The 22,406-nt window shown below is 56.1% G+C and carries 22 protein-coding genes; 12 read left to right on the top strand and 10 right to left on the bottom strand.

Translation table 11 applies throughout. The annotated features are described in order from the left end of the window. Positions 1-65 precede the first annotated feature (65 nt). On the top strand, positions 66-2,924 hold the full coding sequence (uvrA, locus tag ACR0NE_RS04670) for an excinuclease ABC subunit UvrA (RefSeq protein ID WP_170595743.1): 2,859 nt from the start codon (positions 66-68) through the stop codon (positions 2,922-2,924). 74 nt (positions 2,925-2,998) lie between these two features. Here uvrA and mmsB read toward each other — a convergent pair whose 3' ends face one another. From mmsB to ACR0NE_RS04685, 3 genes are read right to left on the bottom strand one after another with little or no spacing between them, the layout of a single operon-like run. Next, positions 2,999-3,871, bottom strand: a complete 873-nt coding sequence (mmsB, locus tag ACR0NE_RS04675) for a 3-hydroxyisobutyrate dehydrogenase (protein ID WP_170595741.1) — start codon at positions 3,869-3,871, stop codon at positions 2,999-3,001. A gap of 3 nt (positions 3,872-3,874) precedes the next feature. Then, on the bottom strand, positions 3,875-4,915 hold the full coding sequence (locus ACR0NE_RS04680; RefSeq protein WP_170595738.1) for an enoyl-CoA hydratase/isomerase family protein: 1,041 nt from the start codon (positions 4,913-4,915) through the stop codon (positions 3,875-3,877). A gap of 8 nt (positions 4,916-4,923) precedes the next feature. Beyond that, positions 4,924-6,066: an acyl-CoA dehydrogenase family protein gene (locus tag ACR0NE_RS04685; protein ID WP_170595736.1), complete on the bottom strand. Its 1,143-nt coding sequence runs from the start codon at positions 6,064-6,066 to the stop codon at positions 4,924-4,926. Positions 6,067-6,225: 159 nt separating this feature from the next. On the opposite strand from ACR0NE_RS04685, the gene ACR0NE_RS04690 reads away from it, so the two are divergent. Next, positions 6,226-7,086 carry a hypothetical protein gene (locus tag ACR0NE_RS04690; RefSeq protein ID WP_170510124.1) on the top strand — a complete coding sequence of 287 codons (861 nt, stop codon included), beginning with the start codon at positions 6,226-6,228 and terminating at the stop codon, positions 7,084-7,086. Positions 7,087-7,088: 2 nt separating this feature from the next. On the opposite strand, the gene ACR0NE_RS04695 is transcribed toward ACR0NE_RS04690, so the two are convergent. Then, entirely contained in the window at positions 7,089-8,204 is a 1,116-nt protein-coding gene (locus ACR0NE_RS04695; protein WP_170510546.1) for a carboxylate-amine ligase, read from the bottom strand. 135 nt (positions 8,205-8,339) lie between these two features. Between ACR0NE_RS04695 and ACR0NE_RS04700 the strand changes: the two genes are divergently transcribed. After that, positions 8,340-9,191 (top strand): class I SAM-dependent methyltransferase, encoded by an 852-nt coding sequence (locus tag ACR0NE_RS04700; protein WP_170595734.1) that lies wholly within the window; start codon positions 8,340-8,342, stop codon positions 9,189-9,191. A gap of 71 nt (positions 9,192-9,262) precedes the next feature. Next, positions 9,263-9,739, top strand: a complete 477-nt coding sequence (locus tag ACR0NE_RS04705) for a fasciclin domain-containing protein (protein ID WP_170393195.1) — start codon at positions 9,263-9,265, stop codon at positions 9,737-9,739. Between the two features lie 78 nt (positions 9,740-9,817). Here the strand turns inward: ACR0NE_RS04705 and ACR0NE_RS04710 are convergent, their stop codons facing one another. Together ACR0NE_RS04710 and ACR0NE_RS04715 are read right to left on the bottom strand one after the other, a co-directional pair. Then, positions 9,818-10,417 (bottom strand): L,D-transpeptidase, encoded by a 600-nt coding sequence (locus ACR0NE_RS04710; protein WP_170595732.1) that lies wholly within the window; start codon positions 10,415-10,417, stop codon positions 9,818-9,820. Positions 10,418-10,605: 188 nt separating this feature from the next. Further along, positions 10,606-12,105 carry a CoA-acylating methylmalonate-semialdehyde dehydrogenase gene (locus ACR0NE_RS04715; RefSeq protein WP_170393193.1) on the bottom strand — a complete coding sequence of 500 codons (1,500 nt, stop codon included), beginning with the start codon at positions 12,103-12,105 and terminating at the stop codon, positions 10,606-10,608. A gap of 104 nt (positions 12,106-12,209) precedes the next feature. Here ACR0NE_RS04715 and ACR0NE_RS04720 point away from each other — a divergent pair, with 104 nt between their 5' ends. The 3 genes from ACR0NE_RS04720 to coaD all read left to right on the top strand — a co-directional run bounded on the left by ACR0NE_RS04720 (position 12,210) and on the right by coaD (position 14,185). Then, positions 12,210-13,112, top strand: coding sequence for a LysR family transcriptional regulator (locus ACR0NE_RS04720; RefSeq protein ID WP_170405527.1), 903 nt, complete (start codon positions 12,210-12,212; stop codon positions 13,110-13,112). 61 nt (positions 13,113-13,173) lie between these two features. Further along, on the top strand, positions 13,174-13,611 hold the full coding sequence (locus tag ACR0NE_RS04725; protein ID WP_170405529.1) for a CBS domain-containing protein: 438 nt from the start codon (positions 13,174-13,176) through the stop codon (positions 13,609-13,611). A gap of 82 nt (positions 13,612-13,693) precedes the next feature. Further along, complete coding sequence (gene coaD / locus ACR0NE_RS04730) at positions 13,694-14,185, top strand: pantetheine-phosphate adenylyltransferase (RefSeq protein ID WP_170393190.1); 492 nt, start codon at positions 13,694-13,696, stop codon at positions 14,183-14,185. On the opposite strand, the gene gap (ACR0NE_RS04735) is transcribed toward coaD, so the two are convergent. The 3 genes from gap (ACR0NE_RS04735) to gap (ACR0NE_RS04745) all read right to left on the bottom strand — a co-directional run bounded on the left by gap (ACR0NE_RS04735) (position 14,177) and on the right by gap (ACR0NE_RS04745) (position 16,481). Continuing rightward, positions 14,177-15,181, bottom strand: a complete 1,005-nt coding sequence (gene gap / locus ACR0NE_RS04735) for a type I glyceraldehyde-3-phosphate dehydrogenase (protein ID WP_170510534.1) — start codon at positions 15,179-15,181, stop codon at positions 14,177-14,179. The two genes, coaD and gap (ACR0NE_RS04735), sit on opposite strands and share 9 nt — an antisense overlap. A gap of 81 nt (positions 15,182-15,262) precedes the next feature. Further along, positions 15,263-15,406 carry a hypothetical protein gene (locus tag ACR0NE_RS04740; protein WP_010439846.1) on the bottom strand — a complete coding sequence of 48 codons (144 nt, stop codon included), beginning with the start codon at positions 15,404-15,406 and terminating at the stop codon, positions 15,263-15,265. A gap of 73 nt (positions 15,407-15,479) precedes the next feature. After that, a complete protein-coding gene (gene gap, locus ACR0NE_RS04745) occupies positions 15,480-16,481 on the bottom strand; it encodes a type I glyceraldehyde-3-phosphate dehydrogenase (RefSeq protein WP_170393188.1) in 1,002 nt (333 codons plus the stop codon). Positions 16,482-16,663: 182 nt separating this feature from the next. On the opposite strand from gap (ACR0NE_RS04745), the gene ACR0NE_RS04750 reads away from it, so the two are divergent. Beyond that, positions 16,664-17,635: a DUF808 domain-containing protein gene (locus ACR0NE_RS04750; protein ID WP_170393187.1), complete on the top strand. Its 972-nt coding sequence runs from the start codon at positions 16,664-16,666 to the stop codon at positions 17,633-17,635. A gap of 87 nt (positions 17,636-17,722) precedes the next feature. Beyond that, positions 17,723-18,523, top strand: a complete 801-nt coding sequence (locus ACR0NE_RS04755) for a thioesterase family protein (protein ID WP_170595730.1) — start codon at positions 17,723-17,725, stop codon at positions 18,521-18,523. A 50-nt stretch (positions 18,524-18,573) separates the two neighbouring features. Here the strand turns inward: ACR0NE_RS04755 and tkt are convergent, their stop codons facing one another. After that, complete coding sequence (tkt, locus tag ACR0NE_RS04760; RefSeq protein WP_170595728.1) at positions 18,574-20,595, bottom strand: transketolase; 2,022 nt, start codon at positions 20,593-20,595, stop codon at positions 18,574-18,576. A gap of 234 nt (positions 20,596-20,829) precedes the next feature. On the opposite strand from tkt, the gene ACR0NE_RS04765 reads away from it, so the two are divergent. The 3 genes from ACR0NE_RS04765 to ACR0NE_RS04775 are packed head-to-tail and all read left to right on the top strand — an operon-like array spanning position 20,830 to position 22,405. Then, positions 20,830-21,663: a coiled-coil domain-containing protein gene (locus ACR0NE_RS04765; protein WP_170595726.1), complete on the top strand. Its 834-nt coding sequence runs from the start codon at positions 20,830-20,832 to the stop codon at positions 21,661-21,663. After that, positions 21,663-22,055: a cell division protein ZapA gene (locus tag ACR0NE_RS04770; RefSeq protein WP_170393183.1), complete on the top strand. Its 393-nt coding sequence runs from the start codon at positions 21,663-21,665 to the stop codon at positions 22,053-22,055. Before ACR0NE_RS04765 ends, ACR0NE_RS04770 begins: the two co-directional genes overlap by 1 nt. Then, complete coding sequence (locus tag ACR0NE_RS04775; RefSeq protein WP_170595724.1) at positions 22,055-22,405, top strand: MliC family protein; 351 nt, start codon at positions 22,055-22,057, stop codon at positions 22,403-22,405. Before ACR0NE_RS04770 ends, ACR0NE_RS04775 begins: the two co-directional genes overlap by 1 nt. The last annotated feature ends 1 nt before the right edge of the window (position 22,406 follow it).

The raw sequence follows: 22,406 nt of genomic DNA on the forward strand, positions 1-22,406 counted from the left end.
TTTTTTGGTTGGAGACTCAGCCGCTCTCGCCTATCTCTGAGTGACGTTGGTTGTTGGGGGCCTGAATGGCTGAGCTGAAGAATATCGAGGTGCGCGGTGCGCGCGAGCATAACCTCAAGAGCATTGATGTCGACATCCCACGGGATCAGCTGGTGGTGATCACTGGCCTGTCGGGCTCGGGTAAGTCTTCTTTGGCATTTGATACGATCTATGCCGAAGGGCAGCGCCGCTATGTCGAAAGCCTGTCGGCCTATGCGCGCCAGTTCCTCGATATGATGGAGAAGCCCGATGTGGATCACATTAGCGGACTAAGCCCCGCGATTTCGATCGAGCAGAAGACGACCTCAAAAAACCCGCGTTCGACCGTGGGCACCGTAACCGAGATCTACGACTATCTGCGCTTGCTCTTTGCCCGTGCTGGTACGCCTTACAGCCCGGCCACAGGATTGCCGATTGAGGCACAGCAGGTGCAGGACATGGTCGACCGGATCATGACGATGGAGGAGGGCACGCGCGGCTATCTGCTGGCCCCCATCGTTCGTGATCGGAAGGGTGAATATCGGAAAGAGTTCCTTGAGCTGCGCAAGCAGGGTTTTCAACGCGTCAAAGTAGATGGTGAGTTCTATGAATTGGATGAGCCGCCGACACTGGACAAGAAGTTCCGCCACGATATCGACGTCGTTGTCGATCGTCTGGTGGTACGAGAAGGCATGGAAACACGCCTGGCCGACAGCCTAAGGACCGCACTGGATCTGGCGGACGGGATCGCAATCCTCGAAACCGCACCGAAAGAGGGCGACCCCGAACGCGTCACATTCAGTGAGAATTTTGCCTGCCCGGTCAGCGGGTTCACCATCCCCGAGATCGAGCCGCGCCTGTTCTCATTCAACGCGCCCTTTGGGGCTTGCCCCGATTGCGACGGGCTTGGGGTCGAACTGTTCTTTGATGAACGTCTGGTCGTGCCGGACCAGACATTGAAACTCTATGACGGGGCGCTTGCGCCCTGGCGAAAGGGTAAATCACCCTATTTTCTGCAAACGATCGAAGCTATCGCGCGACATTACGAGTTTGACAAGAACACTCCCTGGAAGGACTTGCCCAAGAAAGTCCAGCAGGTGTTTCTGCGCGGGTCTGGTGATGAAGAGATCCAGTTCCGTTATGATGAAGGTGGCCGCGTCTATCAGGTTACCCGAAGCTTTGAAGGCGTCATCCCCAACATGGAGCGCCGCTATCGCGAGACTGACAGCGCCTGGATTCGCGAAGAATTCGAACGCTATCAAAACAACCGACCCTGCGGCACGTGCGAAGGGTATCGGCTGCGTGCTGAGGCGCTGGCCGTCAAAATTGCGGGTTTGCACGTTGGACAGGTCGTTGAAATGTCGATCCGCGAGGCGCTGGCCTGGGTCGAGGATGCCCCAAATCATTTGAGCGCACAAAAGAACGAGATCGCGCGCGCAATTCTCAAGGAGATTCGCGAGCGGTTGGGTTTTTTGAATAATGTTGGATTAGAGTATCTTACGATGTCTCGTTCAAGTGGTACCCTGTCCGGAGGTGAAAGTCAGCGTATCCGTCTGGCGAGCCAGATCGGCTCGGGCCTGACCGGGGTATTGTATGTGCTCGACGAGCCATCGATTGGTCTGCACCAACGCGACAATGATCGTCTGCTGGGTACGCTTAAGAATTTGCGTGACCAGGGCAACACGGTCATCGTCGTTGAACATGACGAAGAGGCCATTCGCGAGGCGGATTATGTGTTTGATATCGGTCCCGGTGCAGGAGTGCATGGGGGACAGGTGGTCAGCCACGGTACGCCCGAGCATATCGCCGGCGATGCGGCCTCGATCACCGGTCAATATCTTTCGGGCACACGCGAGATCCCGGTGCCGGTTGAGCGGCGAAAGGGTAAGAAGCAGAAAGTGACCGTTGTTAAGGCGACGGGAAACAACCTCAAGAACGTTACGGCCGAATTTCCGCTGGGAAAATTTGTTTGTGTGACCGGTGTGTCTGGCGGTGGAAAATCGACGCTGACGATTGAGACTTTGTTCAAAACCGCCTCGATGCGGTTGAACGGCGCTCGCCAGACACCGGCGCCCTGTGAAACGATCAAAGGGCTAGAGCATCTGGACAAGGTGATCGACATAGATCAGCGACCCATTGGCCGGACTCCACGTTCAAATCCAGCGACTTACACCGGGGCTTTCACCCCGATCCGAGACTGGTTTGCCGGGTTGCCAGAAGCCAAAGCGCGTGGATACAAGCCCGGGCGGTTCAGCTTTAACGTCAAAGGCGGCCGGTGCGAAGCGTGTCAGGGTGATGGCGTCATCAAGATCGAGATGCACTTTCTGCCTGATGTTTATGTCACCTGCGAAACCTGCAAAGGCGCGCGATACAACCGTGAGACGCTTGAGATCAAGTTCAAGGGTAAGTCCATCGCGGATGTACTTGATATGACAGTGGAAGATGCGCAGGAATTCTTTAAAGCGGTGCCATCGATCCGCGACAAGATGGATGCCTTGGCTCGTGTTGGGCTCGGCTACATCAAAGTTGGTCAACAGGCGACCACGCTCTCCGGTGGTGAGGCGCAGCGTGTAAAGCTCTCTAAAGAACTGAGCAAGCGATCAACGGGTCGAACGCTGTATATTCTGGACGAACCCACAACGGGTCTGCATTTCGAGGACGTGCGTAAGCTGTTGGAAGTCCTGCATGAACTGGTCGACCAAGGAAATACTGTTGTTGTTATCGAACATAATCTCGATGTCGTAAAAACCGCCGACTGGATAATCGACATTGGCCCGGAAGGTGGCGATGGCGGAGGTCAGATTGTGGCTGAGGGTACGCCCGAAGACGTCGCTGAATGTGAGCGTAGCCACACTGGGCGTTATCTGAAGCCAATGCTGGATGGGCAAGCCGTAGCTGCCGAATAGGAACAGAGCGAGAGAAGAAAATGCTGCGAATTTTCTTCTCTGTTGCTTCGTAGAGCGCTGCGTTCTGAGGTTGTTCAGTCTCTGGACCGCTTCTCAAATCGCGGTAACATTGCGCTGAAATCGCGACCCAAGCCATCTTCTTGTTCGACAAACTGTTCATATAGCTTTGTCGCAACCTGTCCCATGGGCGTATCAGCGTCCGCACTCTTGGCTGCCTGTTGGCTGAGACGTAGGTCTTTCAACATCAGCTCGGCGGCGAAACCAGGGGTATAGTTATTGTCGGATGGGCTTTCGGGTCCAACGCCGGGGGCAGGGCAATAGGCGTTCATTGTCCAGCTGTACCCTGAGGACGTGCTGACGACATCGAACATCTTTTGTCGATCCAATCCCAATTTATCAGCAAGCGCAAATGCCTCGCAGGTCGCGATCATCGTCACGCCGAGAATCATGTTGTTGCAGATTTTGGCGGCCTGACCCGCGCCAGCTTCACCGCAGTGAACCGCTTTTTGCCCCATGATTTCAAATAACGGAGCCGCCTTGGCAAAAGCTGCGTCAGATCCACCGGCCATAAAGGTCAAAGTGCCTGCAGCGGCCCCACCAATCCCGCCGGATACAGGTGCATCGACTGATAGCAGACCAGCCTGAGCAGCTTGCTGCGCCACTGCGCGGGCGCTGTCGACATCGACCGTAGAGCAGTCAATCAGAACCGCGCCGTCTTGCATTTCAGGGACAACTTCATCGGCCACAGCGCGCAGAATTTGCCCGTTGGGAAGCATGGTGATAACCACGTCGGCTTCCGCAGCTGCGGCAGCGCCGGAAGGCGCCATGGCCACGCCTTCAACGGCGACATCAACTTGATCAAATCCGATCACGTCATGACCCGCGCGCGCCAGATTGGCCGCCATCGGGCCGCCCATGTTGCCAAGCCCTATGAATGCGATTTTCATCCCTTACTCCTCTGAAAAGCTTAGTGCATCCGCACCGAGCGGTTGCAGCATCTTGGACACCGCGACTGCAGGCACATCCAAATCAGGAAACTGCCATTTCGGGTTGCGATCCTTGTCGATGATCTGGGCGCGAATGCCTTCCAGAAAATCGCCATGCTCCATTGCGCGATAAGTAAACCGGTACTCCAGATCCAGCGCTTTTTGCAATGTCAGGCCGGTTCCGCGCAGCCGATGCAACATCTCGACAGCACAAGCCATGGAGATAGGAGAGTTTCGCTGCAGGGTGCCGAGAATTTTCGTCGAAAATTCTGTGTCATCGTTGCGCAAGCTGTTCAGGATATCGCTAAGGCTTTCTCCGCTGAATAGCCTGTCGATCTCGCCCTGCATTTCAGCCAAGGGGCTATCCGGTGCGGGCACTGCATGCTCATCCACCAGTTCCGCCCGTCCAGAGGCTTCCAACTGGTCTATCAGCCCCGCCCAATGCTCTTGGGGAATGAAATGGTCGGCAAACCCGGCATAGATCGCATCTCCGGGCCCCATGCGGTGGCCGGTGGTGCCCAGATACTCGCCCAATCGCCCCGGCGCCAGCGCCAACATCAGCGATCCGCCCACATCAGGAACCAGCCCGATTGAGCATTCCGGCATCGCGATCTTTGAGCTTTCTCCAACCACTCGATGGCTGCCATGGCACCCGATGCCAACCCCGCCACCCATGGTGAAACCTTGCAGGAAGCTGATCACTGGTTTTGAGTACTCAAAAATCAAGGCATTCAGGCGGTATTCGTCGCGCCAAAACGTTTGGCCATAAGCATAGTCCGCCTTGGTGCCGGTCGCATAAAGCTCGGCAATATCTCCGCCAGCGCAAAAGGCTTTGTCGCCTTCGGCATCGAGAATGATCAGATCGACTTGATCATCCTCACGCCAGTTGCGCAGAGCGGTATCAATGGCCATGCACATCTCATAGCTAAGGGCGTTCAGGGCGTGTGGTCGTGTCAGCGTGATGCGCCCGGCACGGCCTGTGGTGCGAATGTCGATATCGGACATCAAAGACCTCAGCGATTGGAGAGCATCTGGCGTGCAACGATCACGCGCATGATCTCGTTCGTGCCTTCCAAAATTTGATGCACACGCAGATCCCGCACCAGTTTCTCGATGCCATAATCAGCCAAATAACCATATCCGCCGTGCAATTGCAGACACTGATCCACAACCTTCGATCCGGTTTCTGTTACGAATTTCTTGGCCATCGCACAGAATTTTGTGGCGTCCGGTGCGCCCTGATCAAGTTTCCACGCTGCCTGACGCAAGAATGTGCGCGCCGCCTGTAGCTCAATCTCCATATCTGCCAGTCGGAACTGCAGCGCTTGAAACTGATCGATCGATTGTCCAAAGGCCTTGCGCTCGGACATATACTGCAACGTCATGTCCAGACCGTTCTGAGCTGCCCCCAGCGAGCAGGACGCTATGTTCAGGCGGCCACCGTCCAGCCCCATCATCGCGTATTTGAAACCGTCGCCTTCAGCCCCGACCAGATTGCTGGACGGAATTTTGCAATCGTCAAACTGAACTTGCGCGGTTGGCTGGCTTTTCCAACCCATTTTCTGCTCCAGACCACCAAAGCTCAGGCCGGGTGTGCCGTCTTCGACATATACCGTCGAGATCCCCTTGGGACCGTCCTGACCCGTACGCACCATGCAGACGTAAGCATCCGAATAGCCGCCGCCGGAAATGAACGCTTTTGTACCATTCAGTGTGTAGCCTTCATTGGTCCGTTCAGCGCGCGTTTTCAATGCTGCGGCGTCTGATCCCGATCCGGGTTCCGTCAGGCAGTAGCTGAGGACGGTTTTGAGGCTGAGGATACTTGGCATAATGCGGGACTTCAGATCGTCACTGCAAAAGCTGTCCAGCATTTTGGCGCACATGTTGTGAATCGACAGGAACGCCGCGACCGAGGGACAGGCCATCGATAGCGCTTCGAACACCAGTGTCGCATCCAATCGCGTCAAACCCGAACCGCCAGCCTCTTCCGAGACATAAAGTCCACCAAATCCTAGTTCGCCGATTTTGGGCCAAAGCTCTTTGGGGATGGTTCCGTCTGCTTCCCACTGACGCGCGAAGGGGGCGATGTGGTCTTGGCCAAAGGCGTAGGCCATGTCGAAAATGGCCGTTTGTTCTTCGGTCAGCGCGAAATCCATGACGTGTGCTTCCTGATGGCTATAGAATTGAACGAGCGTTTTATTCTTCAATCCTTACAGAAATTTTTCAATGACGGCAAACCCGGCGATTTAGGGGATTTCTGGACGGTGAGGTATACTGCGGGAATTCTGCTTTCTTGATCATTACGGAGTATTCTTATGTCGTCACACAAGCTTGCTGTTATCGCGATTCACGGCATGGGCAGCCAGTACAATCCTCAGAACCAGCCCCCATCCACGACCCCAACGTTTTCCAAAGGGCTGAAACGACGCGTTTCGAACCAGGTCGGCGCGGATATGGATGATGTGATCTGGCACGAGGTGGTATGGGCACAGATCCTGCAAGGGCGGCAGAAGGCATATCTGCGCAAGGTCAACCGCAGCCTTGGATACGACAAGCTGCGCGAGTTTGTAGTGTGCAATCTGTCGGATGCGGCTTCCTACCGACCAACTCCGGATGATGGCGATAAGATCTATGAGGCGATCCACAAGAAAATCGAGAATGTGATGGGGGTCGTCAAATACCAGGTCGGACCACAGGGGCCTGTACTGATCCTGGCGCATTCGCTGGGTGGGCACATAATGTCGAACTATATTTATGACATGCAAAGACATCTGCGCCAGGGTGGTTCACCGGTTCACCCGACAGATGTTGAAAACATGAAAACCGTTGCTGGCCTCGTGACGTTTGGGTGCAATATTCCGATTTTTCTGTTCGCATATCCCGAGAATGAGATTTTTCCGATCATGGCCCCGAACCGCGCGCTGCCGCCTGCGTTGCAGTTTTCGACCTGGTGGCGAAACTACTATGACAAGCATGATGTTTTGGGTTTTCCTTTGGGCAAAAGCGCGCCAAGCTATGAACAGCTCGCTCAAAGTGGGGCCTTGAAGGATAAGCCGATCAATGCGGGCAAAATCTTTACGTCGTGGAACCCGCTTTCGCATAACGGATACTGGACGGATCGCGATTTGTATGAACCTGTAGCGGACCGGATCAAAGAGATTTTGGCGGCGGTTTGACTTTATAGGTCGGCGTGAAATTCCTCGATCAGGTGCTTGACCACCGCCATGCCCGGATCATCCCCGCGCGCCAAAGCTTCAGCGTAAACACGGCGTTGGCGGGTGGCGGAGGTGCCATTTTCTGCGATCTGCCGAAGGCGGGCGAGTTCGGTCATGGTGCCCAATGCCTCGGTGTCTTCGGCCAACATGCCCATCAGCTCTCCGATCAGTTCAGCCATTGGCTTGATTGAGCGATCTCCGAAATCGATCAGACCTTCGCCCACGCCGTAGCGCTGCGCGCGCCAACGGTTTTCGCCGATCAGAAACTTATCGTATTGTCGCCAACGAAGATTGCGGTCTTTCAGGCGACACAGCATCCGGGTCAGTGCCTGCACTAGCGCTGCAAGCGAAAGCGTATGTTCAAGCCTTGGCTGTACGTCCATGATGCGTGTTTCTAGGGTGGGGAACCGGTGAGATGGACGTAGGTCCCACCAGATCTTCGAGGTGTCCTCGATCACGCCGAGTTCGACCAGCACGCCGGTGGTGCGTTCGTATTCGCCCCAACTGCCGAACACCGGGGGCAGACCGGTCCGGGGCAGATTGTCGAACACGGTGAGCCTATAGGAGGAAAGCCCGGTATCTTCGCCGTTCCAATAAGGAGACGAGGTCGACAACGCCAGCAGATGGGGCAGAAAGTAAGAAAGCTGGGGTACCAGGTCGGCGCGCAAGGCTTGATCTTCGACGCCCACATGCACATGCATTCCGCAGATCAGCATCCGCCGCGCCACGCCGCCCAAAGCATGCTGCAGGGCGTCATAGCGTTCTTTCCGTGTATGGTGCTGGTCTTTCCAGTTCGCAAACGGGTGGCAAGAGACCGCGATCGGAGCCAAATTATACTCGGCTGCACGTTTTGAAACACAAGAACGCAGGCGCTTTAGATCTTCGCGCGCCGATCTGATCGTAGCATGTGGGCGGGTCCCGACTTCGATCTGGCACTGCAGAAATTCCGGGCTGACCTGGCCTTCGAAATCTGCCTGACAAGCTTCCATCAATGCTGCGGGCGCCTCGGCGAGCTGCAGACTGTCTTGATCGACCAGCAGGTATTCCTCTTCAATACCGATCGTGAATTCCTGCTGCATGGCGGCCCTCGTTGGTCAATTCACATCAGTGAATACGGAAATTAGCGTTTTGCCAAGGGTTTGGCCTGTCGGTTCTTGCGGAAGTCCTGCGTGCACAGGTAAAGAGCGGGCGCAACGTAATGTGGAGCCGTCTTCGTGAAACCCAGAAAATTTCCGCAGATCAATGCAGCCCTAGATGAGTTGGGCGTCAAGCTGATCGACAAGGTTACGGAACAGGATGAACGGGCGCGGCTGGAAGCGTTCGAACGGGCAGGGGGATTGACCAGGCCCGCTTATGCCCTGTCGCCGGGAATGGACGGATTCGATATCGCGCAACTGATCAAAGAGTATACGCGCCATGCCGATGAGCTTGCTGCGTTGAAGGACCCGGCGCGAAACCAAACCGGTTATTACACCGGCAACGGATATTACGATAGCCCGGATGCGGATGCGCTTTACCTGATGATCCGCCGCTTTCAGCCCAAGCGCGTGATCGAGGTCGGCTGCGGAAACTCTACCCGCGTGACGCGGCAGGCGATCATAGATGGTGGTTTGGATACGACGATCACGGCAATTGATCCGTACCCGCGCGCAGATATCGCCCATGTCGTCGATCAGTTTGAGCAGAAGCGACTGGAAGAAGTAAATCCCGCGCTGTTCGATCAGCTTGAGGCTGGGGATGTTCTGTTCATCGATTCAAGCCATGTGGTTCGGATGAGCAACGATGTCGCCCATCTATTCTGTCGGATCATTCCGGCGCTGAAACCCGGCGTTGTCATTCATGTCCACGATGTTTTTCTGCCTTATGAATATCCCAAACGGTTCTTCTATGACTGCCCAGGATGGGGTGAGCAGTACATGTTGCACGCCTTGCTGCAATCCGGTTTCTATTCAATGCTTTGGCCCGGATATTACCTGCAGCAGGATCGCCCCGACGCCGTCGCAGCGCTGCCGTTTCTAGAAGAGGGCCGTGCGCAGAGCATCTGGGTTCAGCTCAAAGAAAATTGATTTCTGTGTGATCCGGTTCGAACCCAGGCCCGTAACCCTTTCCATAACAAGCTGGAGAGGAGTTAACAGCCATGTTCCGCCGCACATTCATGGGCGCTGCTGCCGCATTTGCACTTGCACTGCCCGTCAAGGCACAGGCCGCTGATATCGTAGATACCGCAGTTGCTGCCGGGTCTTTCAACACCCTGGTTGCTGCCGTTCAGGCCGCGGGCCTGGTCGATACGCTGAAAGGCGATGGGCCCTTCACCGTCTTTGCACCCACGGATGAAGCTTTTGCAGCTCTGCCTGAAGGCACTGTTGAAACCCTACTTCTGCCAGAAAACAAGGACCAGTTGGTGTCGATCCTGACCTACCATGTCGTGCCAGCCAAAGTGATGTCCGGCGACATTGCAGGAAAGCGCGCGAAGGTTTTGACCGTGCAAGGCGACCGACTAAGCGTGAACGCAAAAAATGGCGTGAAAGTTAATGGTGCCAAAGTTGTGCAGGCCGACATCGAAGCCAGCAACGGCGTCATTCACGTTGTCGACGAAGTGATCATTCCCGAATAAATCTACCACCTTCACGAAAACAAAAGCCCCGTTCCTGATGGACGGGGCTTTTTTGTGTTTCGTGTATAAACTCGCCGTTTAGACCAAACGTACCTGAGTACCGACCTTTACCAGCGGATACAGCTCTTCAACGTGCTGGTTATAAAGACCGATACAGCCGGACGAGCTCTGACGTCCAATCTTGCGGGTATCATAGGTGCCGTGAACCAGGTAGGCAGGCCAGCCAAGATACATAGCGCGAGTTCCCAATGGGTTTCCAGGTTCACCACCCTCCATGCGAATTGGCAACGAGGGATCGCGCTCGCGCATTGATGGGGTTGGTGTCCAGCTTGGGTTCTCCGCCTTGCGTGTGACTTTGGTATAGCCGCGCTTGGTCAGCTCTTCGCTCATCGGGACAGAACTGGGGTACAGCTTGTAGGTTCCATCCGGCCCCCAGTAATGAACAGCCCGGCTGGTGATATCGGCCAACAATGCGCCGACGCCCAACTCGTCAAAGTGATCCTGCCAATTCTGTTGCGAGAACGATGAAACGTTACGACGTACTGGAATCTGCGTGCTGATTGCTTCCTCGGTCTGTGGGAAAGCATCAGTGCTTTGAGCACGCACGATAGCAGGGGCCGCAATCAGCGATGCAGCGCCCAAAAGGGCGTGACGACGGGTAAAACGATTTTGGGACAAGGTTGCCTCCAGGGAGTTATGAGCTGTTCGGATAGTTGAATTACCGATAAAATATTAGTGAATGCCTGCTTTTTCCAGAGGGCGACCTCTGAATTTCTTGTGAGGTACGCGATCAGGCAGCAACTGGCGCATGCACGAAAAAACCCGACCCATGTAGGGCCGGGTTTCCTGATTTGTAAGCTGAATGATCAGTCCATCGCTTTGAAGTTGAACTCGCCACCTTCCTTGATGCCCGACGGCCAGCGCGATGTCACTGTTTTGGTGCGGGTGTAGAACTTGAAGCTGTCTGGACCGTGCTGGTTCAGGTCGCCGAACATCGATTTCTTCCAGCCGCCAAAAGTGTGGTAGGCCAGCGGAACCGGGATCGGAACGTTGATGCCGACCATGCCGATGTTCACACGGCTGGCAAAGTCGCGCGCCGTATCACCGTCGCGGGTGAAGATCGCAGTGCCGTTGCCGTATTCATGATCCATCGCCAGTTTCAGCGCCTCTTCATAAGAACCCGCGCGGACAGTCGACAGGACCGGGCCAAAGATCTCTTGCTTGTAGATATCCATGTCGGGAGTGACGTTGTCGAACAGGTGCGGGCCGACAAAGAAGCCATCCTCATAGCCCTGCAGGCTGAAGTCGCGGTTGTCGACAACCAGCTTCGCGCCCTGCTCAACGCCCGAGTTGATCAGGCCAAGGATACGCTCTTTCGCGGCAGCAGTAACAACCGGACCCATGTCTACGTCGTCGCCCGCTGTGTAGGGGCCGACTTTCAGCTTCTCCACGCGAGGGATCAGTTTTTCGATCAGTGCGTCTGCGGTTTCTTCGCCCACAGGCACGGCCACCGAGATTGCCATGCAGCGTTCGCCAGCCGCGCCGAAACCTGCACCGACCAGCGCATCAGCAGCCTGATCCAGATCGGCGTCAGGCATAACGATCATGTGGTTCTTAGCGCCACCGAAACACTGCGCGCGTTTGCCGTTGGCGGTTGCACGAGCATAGATGTACTGCGCGATCGGGGTTGAACCCACGAATGACACGCCCTGAATGATTTCGCTGTCCAGCAGGGTGTCCACGGCCTCTTTGTCACCGTTTACGACTTGGAACACGCCCTTGGGCAGACCAGCTTCGACAAACAGCTCTGCCAGCATCAATGGAACAGAGGGGTCGCGCTCGGACGGCTTTAGAACAACTGCGTTGCCGCAGGCCAGTGCCGGGCCAACGTGCCACAGTGGCATCATTGCGGGGAAGTTGAATGGCATGATCGAAGCGACCACGCCCAGCGGCTGACGCATTGAATACATATCGATGCCCGGGCCCGCGCTGTCGGTGAACTCACCTTTCAGCATCTGGGGCGCGCCGATGCAGTATTCTATCACTTCCAGACCACGCTGCAGATCACCCTTGGCGTCCGGGATGGTTTTACCGTGCTCGCGGCTGAGAGCCTCGGCCAGCTTGTCCATGTTGCGGTTCATCAAGCCAACCATCGCCATCATAACGCGCGCGCGCTTCTGCGGGTTGGTTGCGCCCCAAGCGACCTGAGCTGCTGCAGCGTCTTCGATCGCAGCGGTGGTCTCGGCGACACTGGCCATCGGGCATTGGTACTGCACTTCACCCGTTGCTGGGTTGAATACATTGTCAAAGCGGCCAGATGTGCCAGCGACATTTTCGCCGTTGATGAAATGGGTCAGGTTCTGCATTGCAAACTCCTCCGGATTAAGTTGCGCGAAGAATAGACTTGCGAAAATCACCTGAACAGAGGCAATATTTCAAATCAGTTTTGCAAAAATGCAAAGGGTAGAACATGACGCCGAATTGGGATGATTTGCGGGTTTTCCTGGCGGTCGCGCGCGATGAAAGCCTTTCGGGTGCGGGGCGGGTTCTCAAGATCGACCCGGCGACTGTCGGGCGCAGAATCGCGCGGCTCGAAGCGGCATTGGACGCGGTGTTGTTCACGAAATCACAGCAGGGCTATGTGTTGACGACTGCAGGACAACGCCTGATGGAGCATGGGCTGCAGGCGGAAGAAGCTATGCGCGCAGCGACTGGTGTCATGTCAGGCTCTGCCAAATCGCTAAGCGGTCAGATCCGAATTGGTGCCCCGGATGGTAGTGCCAATTACCTGTTGCCACAGGTCTGCGCCAAGATCAGCGATGCCAATCCTGATCTCGACATTCAGATCCTGGCGTTGCCGCGCATCATCAACCTATCCCGGCGAGAGGCCGACATGGCGGTAACAGTCAGTGCGCCCACCGCAGGGAAACTGCTGGTGCAGAAGATATCCGACTATCGGCTGCATATGGTCGCAACGAAGGAATACCTGAGTCGTCACGCCGAAATTCGATCCATCGAGGATCTAAAAGGGCATCGGATGATAGGCTATATTCCGGACATGATTTTCGACCGCGAGCTGGACTATCTCAACGACATCGGTGTTGAACGTGTCGCGCTTGCATCAAACTCTGTTTCCGTTCAGCTGCGACAAGTTTCGCTGGGAACAGGGGTCTGCGTGGCACATGATTTCACATTGCCGTTCCATCGGGGATTGCAGAAAATCCTGACGGATCAGGTCAGTCTGACCCGGGGGTTCTATCTGGTCCGCCATCAGGGCGATCAGCGCAATGAGCGGTTGAACCGCTTTGCCGAGGCGTTGACGCGCGGAATACGGGACGAAGTAGCGCGGCTTGAGCGCGAAGCTTCACCTTGACACATTCACACATTCCGGCAACGCTTTGGAAAACAGTACGTAATTCCGGAGGTTTTCGCTTATGCTTGTACAGGCCATTCTCAAATCCAAGGCCAGCGGCGGTGTGGAGACGGTCGAGCCAACGGCATCCGTTTCTCAGGCTGCCGAGATTCTTGCGGAAAAGCGGATTGGTACTGTGGTCATTTCCGAGGATGGGGGGCAGACGGCAGCGGGCATTTTATCCGAACGAGACATTGTTCGCGAGTTGGCTGCCAGCGGCAGCGGATGCTTGGATAAACCCGTTAGCAACTATATGACCAAGCAACTTGTGACCGCCAGCCAGCAGGATACTGTTGAGTCTATCCTGTCCCAGATGACCGAAGGACGATTTCGCCACATGCCTGTATTGGAAGATGGCAAACTGGTCGGCATCGTTACGCTGGGTGATGCGGTCAAGGCGCAACTTGCTGAACTTGCTATGGAAAAAGACGCGCTTGAGGGCATGATCATGGGGCATTGAACGCGGGGGCTGTTTCAGCCTCTTGCACCTGCGGCAAAGTTATGTTTGCTTGCGCAGAAATATTGTTGCGCTGGAGAGCCCAATGCGGGTTGGATTATATCCCGGTACTTTCGACCCTATCACCATGGGTCATATAGACATTATTCGCCGCGCGGCTGCGCTGGTGGATAAGCTCGTCATTGGTGTTGCTATCAACCGGGACAAGGGCCCGCTGTTTTCTTTGGAAGAACGTGTCGCGATGATCGAGGCCGAATGCGCCCATCTAACCGAGCAGACCGGCACCGAGATTGTCGCGCATCCGTTTGAAAACCTGCTGATCGATTGCGCCCGCGATGTAGGCGCTCAGATCATCGTGCGCGGACTGCGTGCGGTTGCGGATTTCGAGTATGAATTCCAGATGGTTGGGATGAACCGAGCGTTGGACGACTCGATTGAGACCGTGTTCTTGATGGCAGAGGCACGGCATCAAGCCATTGCGTCGAAACTGGTCAAAGAAATCGCCAGATTGAACGGGGACGTGTCAAAATTCGTCACGCCCCGCGTCAATTCCGCCTTGAAAGAGCGGTTAGGATAGCGCGCCCATCGCGGCGGCTGTGTCCAGCATCCGGTTCGAGAAGCCCCATTCGTTGTCGTACCATGCAAGCACACGAACCAATGTGCCGTCAGTTACTTTGGTTTCAGCCAGTGAAACCGTCGAGCTATGCGAGTCGTGGTTGAAATCGATCGAGATCAAGGGGCGATTCTCGGCCGCCAGCACGCCGGGGATTTTGGCGGCGGCTTCTACAAAGAGGGCATTGACCTCTTCTTCGGACGTCGGTCGCGAAACCTCAGCAACCAGATCAACGACTGAGACATTGGGCGTTGGGACACGAATTGCTTGCCCGGTCAACTTACCAGCAAGCTGCGGCAGAACCAGACCAACAGCCGATGCCGCGCCAGTTGTCGTCGGAATCATCGACAGTGCTGCTGCGCGCGACAGGTAGGGGTCTTTACCCGCTGTGTCGTGAACCGGTTGGCTGGCCGTGTATGCATGAACTGTGGTCATGTTGCCGTGTTTGATTCCCAGTCCTGCGTCCAAAGCCGCCGCGACCGGCGACAGGCAGTTGGTGGTGCACGAGGCATTGGAAACAACGATATCGTCGGCAGTTAGCTCATGATCGTTTACGCCGAACACGACTGTCTTCACGCCGCCGTCGCCACGGGCAGGGGCCGAGATCAATACTTTCTTTGATCCGTTTTTCAGGTGCCGCTCAGCTGCTTCACGGGTCCGGAAAACACCGGTGCATTCCAGAACCACATCCACATCAGACCAGTCCAGTGCTTCGGGATCACGCTCGCTGGTCAGCCGGATGGGCCCAGCACCCACATCCAGACCTGCATCAGTCAGAGTTACGGGTTTGGAATAGCGTCCATGCACACTGTCGAACTCGAACAGATGTGCGTTCATTTCGGGCTTTGCCAGATCGTTGATTGCGATGATTTCAACATCAGTACGTCCGGATTCCATGACGGCCCGAAGAACGCCGCGCCCGATCCGTCCAAATCCATTGATTGCCAGCTTGAGTGTCATAATGCGCTCCGTCAGAACATGGTCCATAGATGGTTAGCGCTAACAAAGCCAGATTGGCGCGAAAGTCAAGAAAAACCTCTGTCAGCGCCAGAAGGCGAGCCAATCCAGGAAATCGTAGAGCTTCTTGCCCAGGAACAGCAGGTGTTCGGTGCCGAATAGTGCCACGTCCAGCATCAGACCGCCCAGAATTAGGATTCCAAGCCAGATGGCGATTTGATTTGTCATTTCTGCGCCCTGAACGTAAATGCCCGCTCAGATAACCTGAGCGGGCATAAAGGTACAAGCGATGTGCGAAGGGTCAGTTAAGGCGGCCCATCGCGACGGCGACATCCGCCATACGCACCGAGAATCCCCATTCGTTGTCATACCATGCCAATACGCGCACCATTCGGTTGTCGACAACTCGGGTCTGATCCGGCGCAAAGATCGAGCTTTCTTCGGTGTGGTTGAAATCGGTCGAAACCAGCGGCGCGGGCTCATACCCTAGAACGCGCTGCATCGGGCCTTTCGCTGCCTCTTCGACGATGGCGTTGACCTCTTCGACAGTGACGTCGCGCGAGGCGCGGAATGATAGATCAACGGCCGAGACGTTTGGAGTGGGCACGCGGATCGCCGAGCCGTCCAGACGCCCTTTGAGATTCGGCAGAACCTCACCCAGCGCGGCTGCAGCCCCGGTCGAAGTCGGGATCATCGACATGGCGGCAGCGCGGGCGCGATACAGATCGCTGTGGCGACGGTCCAGCGTCGGTTGGTCGCCGGTATAGGCGTGAATCGTGGTCATGATGCCATGCTCGATGCCGATACCTTCGTCCAGAACCTTGGCAAGCGGAGCAAGGCAGTTGGTGGTGCAAGAACCGTTCGACACCATATTGTCGTTTGCGGTCAGGCTGTTGTGGTTCACACCAAATACGATGGTCTTGTCGACATTTTTGCCAGGAGCCGATAGCAGAACCTTACCAGCGCCGCGCTCAAGATGGGTTTTGGCTTTCAGGCCGTCGTTGAATTTACCGGTGCATTCCAGAACGACATCGCAGCCTTCCCAGTCCAGCTCGTTCATATCGTAGGTCGAGAACATCTCCATCGGGCCGCGACCCAGATCCATGGTGTTGCCTTCGACCGAGACGTCGCGTGGGAAACGTCCATGGATGCTGTCGTATTTCAACAGATGCGCCGAGGTTTCCAGCGGGCCGGTGGCGTTGACCTTGATCACTTCGATGTCGTTGCGCGCCGATGCGGCGATGTGCGACAGAGTACAGCGGCCGATGCGGCCAAAACCATTGATACCGACCTTGATGGTCATCCGACGTCTCCAAAAATGCGCTTGCGTTGCAGGCCATATAGCCGCGAATATTGAATCTCAAAAGGGCAAAAATGGCATATTTTTAAGGTGTTAGCGCAAACCTGCGCCGATTGCGCTAACGCTTGCGCTAGCCGTTGGATCAGGTAGGGTCCGATCGAACAGATGAATGGAAAGGAAGCGCGATGAGTGGTCTGTTGGCCCTGTTGGACGACGTGGCGGGCATTGCAAAGGTTGCGGCGGCCTCGGTGGACGATGTGGTGGCCGCTGCCGGCAAGGCTGGGGCTAAGACTGCGGGTGTGATCATTGACGATGCGGCCGTGACGCCCAAATACGTTCAGGGTTTTGCCCCGGCGCGGGAACTGCCGATCATCTGGCGCATCGCGCGCGGATCGATTTTCAACAAGATCATTCTGTTGTTGCCAGTGGCATTGCTACTCGCCAATTTTGCGCCTTGGTTGATCACACCGCTGCTTATGCTCGGTGGTTCATATCTGTGTTTCGAGGGGGCCGAGAAGATTTTTCACGTCCTGTTTCCACATGGGAGCCATGCGATAGACGAAGATATGAAAAATCCTGATCCTGGCCATCTGGAAGAAAAGAAGGTGAAGGGTGCGATCAAGACTGACTTTATTCTTTCTGCTGAAATCATGACCATCGCTTTGGCGGCCATTGAAGCGCCGAATGTGTGGATGCAAGCCGCGACGCTGGCCGTGGTGGGCGTTGGGGTCACCGTCGCCGTTTATGGCTCGGTCGCTCTGATCGTGAAAATGGATGATGTCGGCCTGTATTTGGCGCAAAACGCGCCGACGCCGATAGGGCGCGGAACGGGAAGGGGCCTCGTCAAAGCGATGCCCGTTGTTATGAAAGTTCTGTCTATCGTTGGTACTGCTGCGATGCTGTGGGTCGGCGGGTCGATCATGATCCACGGTATGGAGGTCCTGGGCTTTGGCTGGCTGGGCCATCACATTTACGACTGGGCAAATGCTGCGAGTCATGCTGTGTCTGAACAATGGGCAGGCGCGGTAAAGTGGATCGCGAAGGCGACGATGGATGGTGTATTCGGTCTGGCCTATGGGCTGGCGCTGATACCGGTGGCAACCAAGCTGCTGTCCCCCGCGATCAGCGCGATTTCGGGATCTGCGAATAAACACTGAAATCAGGATCATGTGACGTGAGGTTTCATCTGGCACAACGGTAAGAGCGGGGTAAGTTCCAATCGAAGCATATCCGGTGTGAGATCGATGACTAAACTCAGCCTTTCCCAAGTCCTTGCCAGTTCAGATCGGTTGAACGGGATGCTGCAGTTTCCGGTGCCGCCAAACTGGATGCAAGGCCGCACAACATATGGCGGCTTTTCGTCTGCCTTGCTGCTGGCTGCTACGAGAAATGCGGTCGATGTTCTGCCTCCATTACGCTCGGCCCTGATCAATTTTACCGCGCCCATCGGTTCACCTCCGCTGATCGAAACCGAGGTGCTTCGCAATGGGCGGAATGTCACGACGATCAATACACGAGCAAGGATTGAGGGGAATACAGCCGCACTTGGGACATTTACGTTTGGCAAGGCACAGGACAGCCATGTGGCGTTCGAACATCCGGCTAAGGCAGAGATACAGCCAGAGATCACAGAACACTATTTCCCGCCAGATTTGCCAAAACTTCCCATCGCATTTCTTGAGAACTTCGACGTTCGGTTGATCGACGGGGCGCGGCCATTTGCTGGTGCAGAGCGTGGCTATGTGAAGGTTTGGGCGCGCCATAATGATGCCGATATGCGCGATAGGATCGAAGGGTTGATCGCAATTGCGGACCTGTTGCCACCGGCCATATTCCCGACATTGAAGAAGCCGGGAAACAACTCATCAATGAACTGGATTTTCAACGTGCTATCCGAAGATATTCATACTCGCGATGGATGGTGGTTGATGGAACATCAATTGACAGCTGGACATGACGGCTACAGCTCTCAGGTCATGCGGATGTGGAACACCGATGGTGATCTAATTGTCGATGGTATGCAGTCAGTAATAATTTTCGTCTAACAAAAAAGGCCCCGGTTTTAACCGAGGCCTTCTGACTCATTTGGGTAGGTTCAACCCAGCAGTTCTTTGACCTTGGCGACTGTTGCCTCGGTCGTGATGCCAAAATGCTTGTAGAGCTCTCCGGCGGGTGCCGACGCACCAAAGCTGGACATGCCGATGAACCCGGCTTTGGCCTCGCGACCACGCTCGCCCAGAAGCCAATGGTCCCAGCCTCCGGCGCGAACCGCAGCCTCGATACCGACGCGGACGGCTCCCGCAGGTAGTACGCGCTTGCGGTAGGCTTCGTCTTGTTCGGCAAACAGCTCCATACAGGGCATGGAAACGACCCGAGTGCCGATGCCTTCGGCCTCAAGTATTGCTTTAGCTTCCATCGCCAGCGAAACCTCGGAACCTGTGGCAATCAGAATCGCCTGACGCTTGTTTTCTGCGTCAGCCAATACATAAGCGCCTTGTGCGGTTAGGTTTTTGGCTTTGTGCTGGGTCCGAACAGTTGGCACGCCTTGACGGGTCAGCGACAGGACTGAGGGGCTATCCTTGAAGGTCAGCGCCAATTCCCAGGCTTCGGCGGTCTCAATCGTATCGGCTGGGCGGAACACATAAGTGTTCGGCGTCGCGCGTGAGATCGCCAGATGTTCCACCGGCTGGTGCGTCGGACCGTCTTCGCCCAGACCAATCGAGTCGTGGGTCATCACGAAGACCGTCGGGATCTTCATAAGTGCAGCCAAACGCATCGAGGGCCGCGCATAGTCTGTGAAGGCCATGAACGTACCGCCATACGGGCGAATGCCACCATGCAGCGCCATACCGTTCATAGCAGCGGCCATACCGTGTTCACGAATGCCGTAATGGATATACCGACCCTTGCGGTTTTCCGGCAGGAACACGCCCATATCGGCCGATTTGGTGTTGTTCGATCCAGTCAGGTCAGCCGAACCACCAATGGTTTCCGGCATGATCGGGTTAACGACATTCAACACCTTCTCGGACGAGGCGCGTGTGGCCAGCTTTGGCTGGTCTTCCGACATCTGTTTCTTGAACGACCGGATGGCGCCGGCCAGCTTCTTTGGTGCCTCAAACGCATAGGCGCGGTTGAATTCGGCTTGTTTACGTTCGGAGACTTGCGCAAAACGCTCCTCCCACGCTGCGCGCTCGGCTTTGCCACGTGCACCAATGGCCTCCCAAGCGGCTTTGACCTCAGCAGGGATGACGAACGCATCATGCGGCCAGTCATATGCTTCTTTGGCGGCGTTCAACTGATCCTGATCGGTCAGTGCGCCATGGCCTTTTGAAGTGTCCTGCGCCGCGTGACCCAGTGCAATGTGACTTTCACAAGCAATCATCGTCGGTTTGTTCGACTTCTTCGCCTGCACGATGGCCGCATCGATGGCCTTGGGGTCGTGGCCGTCAATCTCAAGCACATGCCAGCCCGAGGCTGCAAAACGGCGCACCTGATCGGTGCGGTCGGCGATGTCGACTGTGCCGTCGATGGTGATGTTGTTGTTATCCCAGAAGACGATCAGCTTGCTCAACTCGTGGCGACCGGCCAAAGTGATCGCTTCTTGGCTGACGCCTTCCATCAGGCAGCCGTCGCCCGCAATCACGAAGGTATAGTGATCAACGATCTTCTTGCCATAATGCGCACGCTGAATTTCTTCGGCCATCGCAAAGCCAACGGCATTCGAAATGCCCTGACCCAAAGGTCCGGTAGTGGTTTCGACACCATCGATCAGGAAGTTTTCAGGGTGCCCGGCAGTTTTGGCGCCCAATTGACGGAAGTTCTTGATCTCTTCCAGCGTAACATCGCCATGACCGGTGAGATACAGCAGCGAATAGACCAGCATCGAACCGTGACCCGCCGATAGGATGAACCGATCGCGGTCCGGCCAGTTCGGGGCAGTGGCGTCGAATTTGAGGTGCTTTCCGAACAATACGGTCGCAACATCGGCCATGCCCATCGGCATACCGGAATGGCCGGAATTGGCGGCGGCGACAGCGTCGAGGGTCAGGGTGCGGATGGCCGCAGCCTTGTCCCAGTGTTCGGGGTTGGCATTGCGCAGCGCAGTCAGGTCCACGGGCGTAGTTCCTTTGGTTTACGGGCAGATGGGCGCTGAATACCATCCGATTGTCAAAGTGCAAGCAGAACCGCGTGGCACGCCGAATTGGCGCTTCAAGAGCGGTGTGCAAGTGGTTGAAACCAAACAGTGGGTATTTTCTGTCGCATTCCGTTAGACTAGGGCTGAGCGCCGCCGCTTTTGATTCGGGTAGGCGAATATCAGAACGAACCTTGATAAAGAGGTGACACAGGCATGAGTCAGATCGAAGAACTACAACGCCGTATTATCACCGCGATGGAGCGGATCGGTAATGGTGTCGAGGCCTTGCACGATGCTGGATCCGCAGCCGGTGATGACACGTCGCTGCGAACGGCGCTTGAAGAAGAGCGGGTGGCCAATGCCCAGCTTGAGGAACGGCTGAAAACGATCAAAGAGAGGCACGCGCAAGAGATTGACGCGCTGCGTGCGCAACCGGCACCGAGTTCGGAAGTGGATGCGCTGCGTGCGCAATTAGCCGAGGCGATTTCTCAGCTCGCCACGGTTGAGGCTGCGCGGGCCGAGTTGGCGGATGCCAAGGCTGCGCTTGAAAACACGGACGAAGTCGAGGGCTTGAAGGCAGAGATTGAGACTCTGCGATCACATCAGGGCGCTGCAGAAGAGGCGAATACGTTGCGCGCGCAGGTCGAGCAACTGACCCCAATCGCGGATCGCGCGGAAGAGATGGAGGCCGAACTGGCCCGTCTGCGGGCTGAACTGGTCGATAGCGAGCGGTTAACCGAACTCAATGCCGAGCTTGAGATGCTGCGCGCGGAACGGGCTAGCCATGGTGCCGCGATGTCCCGGTTGGATGATGATTTGCAACGGCTTCGCAATGCAAACGATCAGCTCCGGAGCGCTGTCGATGAATTACGCGCCGCCGCAGAGGACGGTGTCACGGATGCTGACATGCTGAACCGGGCCACGACAGCCGAATTAGAAGCCATACGTGCCGCGCGCGCGTCGGACGCAGCCGAAGCGCATGCGGTCCTGGCTCGGCTTGAGCCATTGCTAAGTCATGCCAATCTGGCCGAGGGAGAGGTGGAATAATGCCCGAAGTAACCATTCATATCGGTGGCCGCGGCTTTGATGTCTCGTGCCAGGACGGTGAAGAACCGTTTCTGCAAGCGGCAGCCAGACTGCTGGATGATGAGGCTCAGGTTTTGTCGGACCAGATCGGACGTATGCCGGAATCGCGGATGCTGCTGATGGCGGGACTCATGTTGGCAGACAAGGCAGCCGCGCATGAAGATCGCATGAAACTGGCCGAGGCCAAGCTGGTTGAATTGGAGACCGAATTGAAGCGGCTCCGCAGCCAACCGCAGCCGGAACCTGAACGGATCGAGGTCGCGGTAGTGCCGCCATCTGTCACGGATACGCTGGCTGAAATGGCGGCGCGCGCCGAAGCCCTGGCGGCAGTCATTGAAGAAAGGACGGCCTAATGCCGATCGCCCGAATGGCCTTTTGCGCGGCCGTCGTCTCGCTGACTGGCACGATGGCAAAGGCCGATATCGACATTCTGTCCGTGACGTTTACCTGTGAAAACAACACGCAAGTGCCGGTGTCCTACTTTAACGCCTCAAATGGCGATGGGGCGGCTGCGATGATGATCGATGATCAGTTGATCCCCATGAAACAGGTTCCAAGCGGTTCGGGCATCCGGTATGAATCCGTCGAAGGGGCAGGGACATACACCCTGCGCTCCAAGGGGTGGGATGCCACGATCAGCCATCAGGCCGAAGGCGACACAGCCCCGGAACTCGTATTGTTCAAGGACTGTAGCAGCCGATAGC

The organism is Ruegeria sp. C9, from assembly GCF_056537585.1.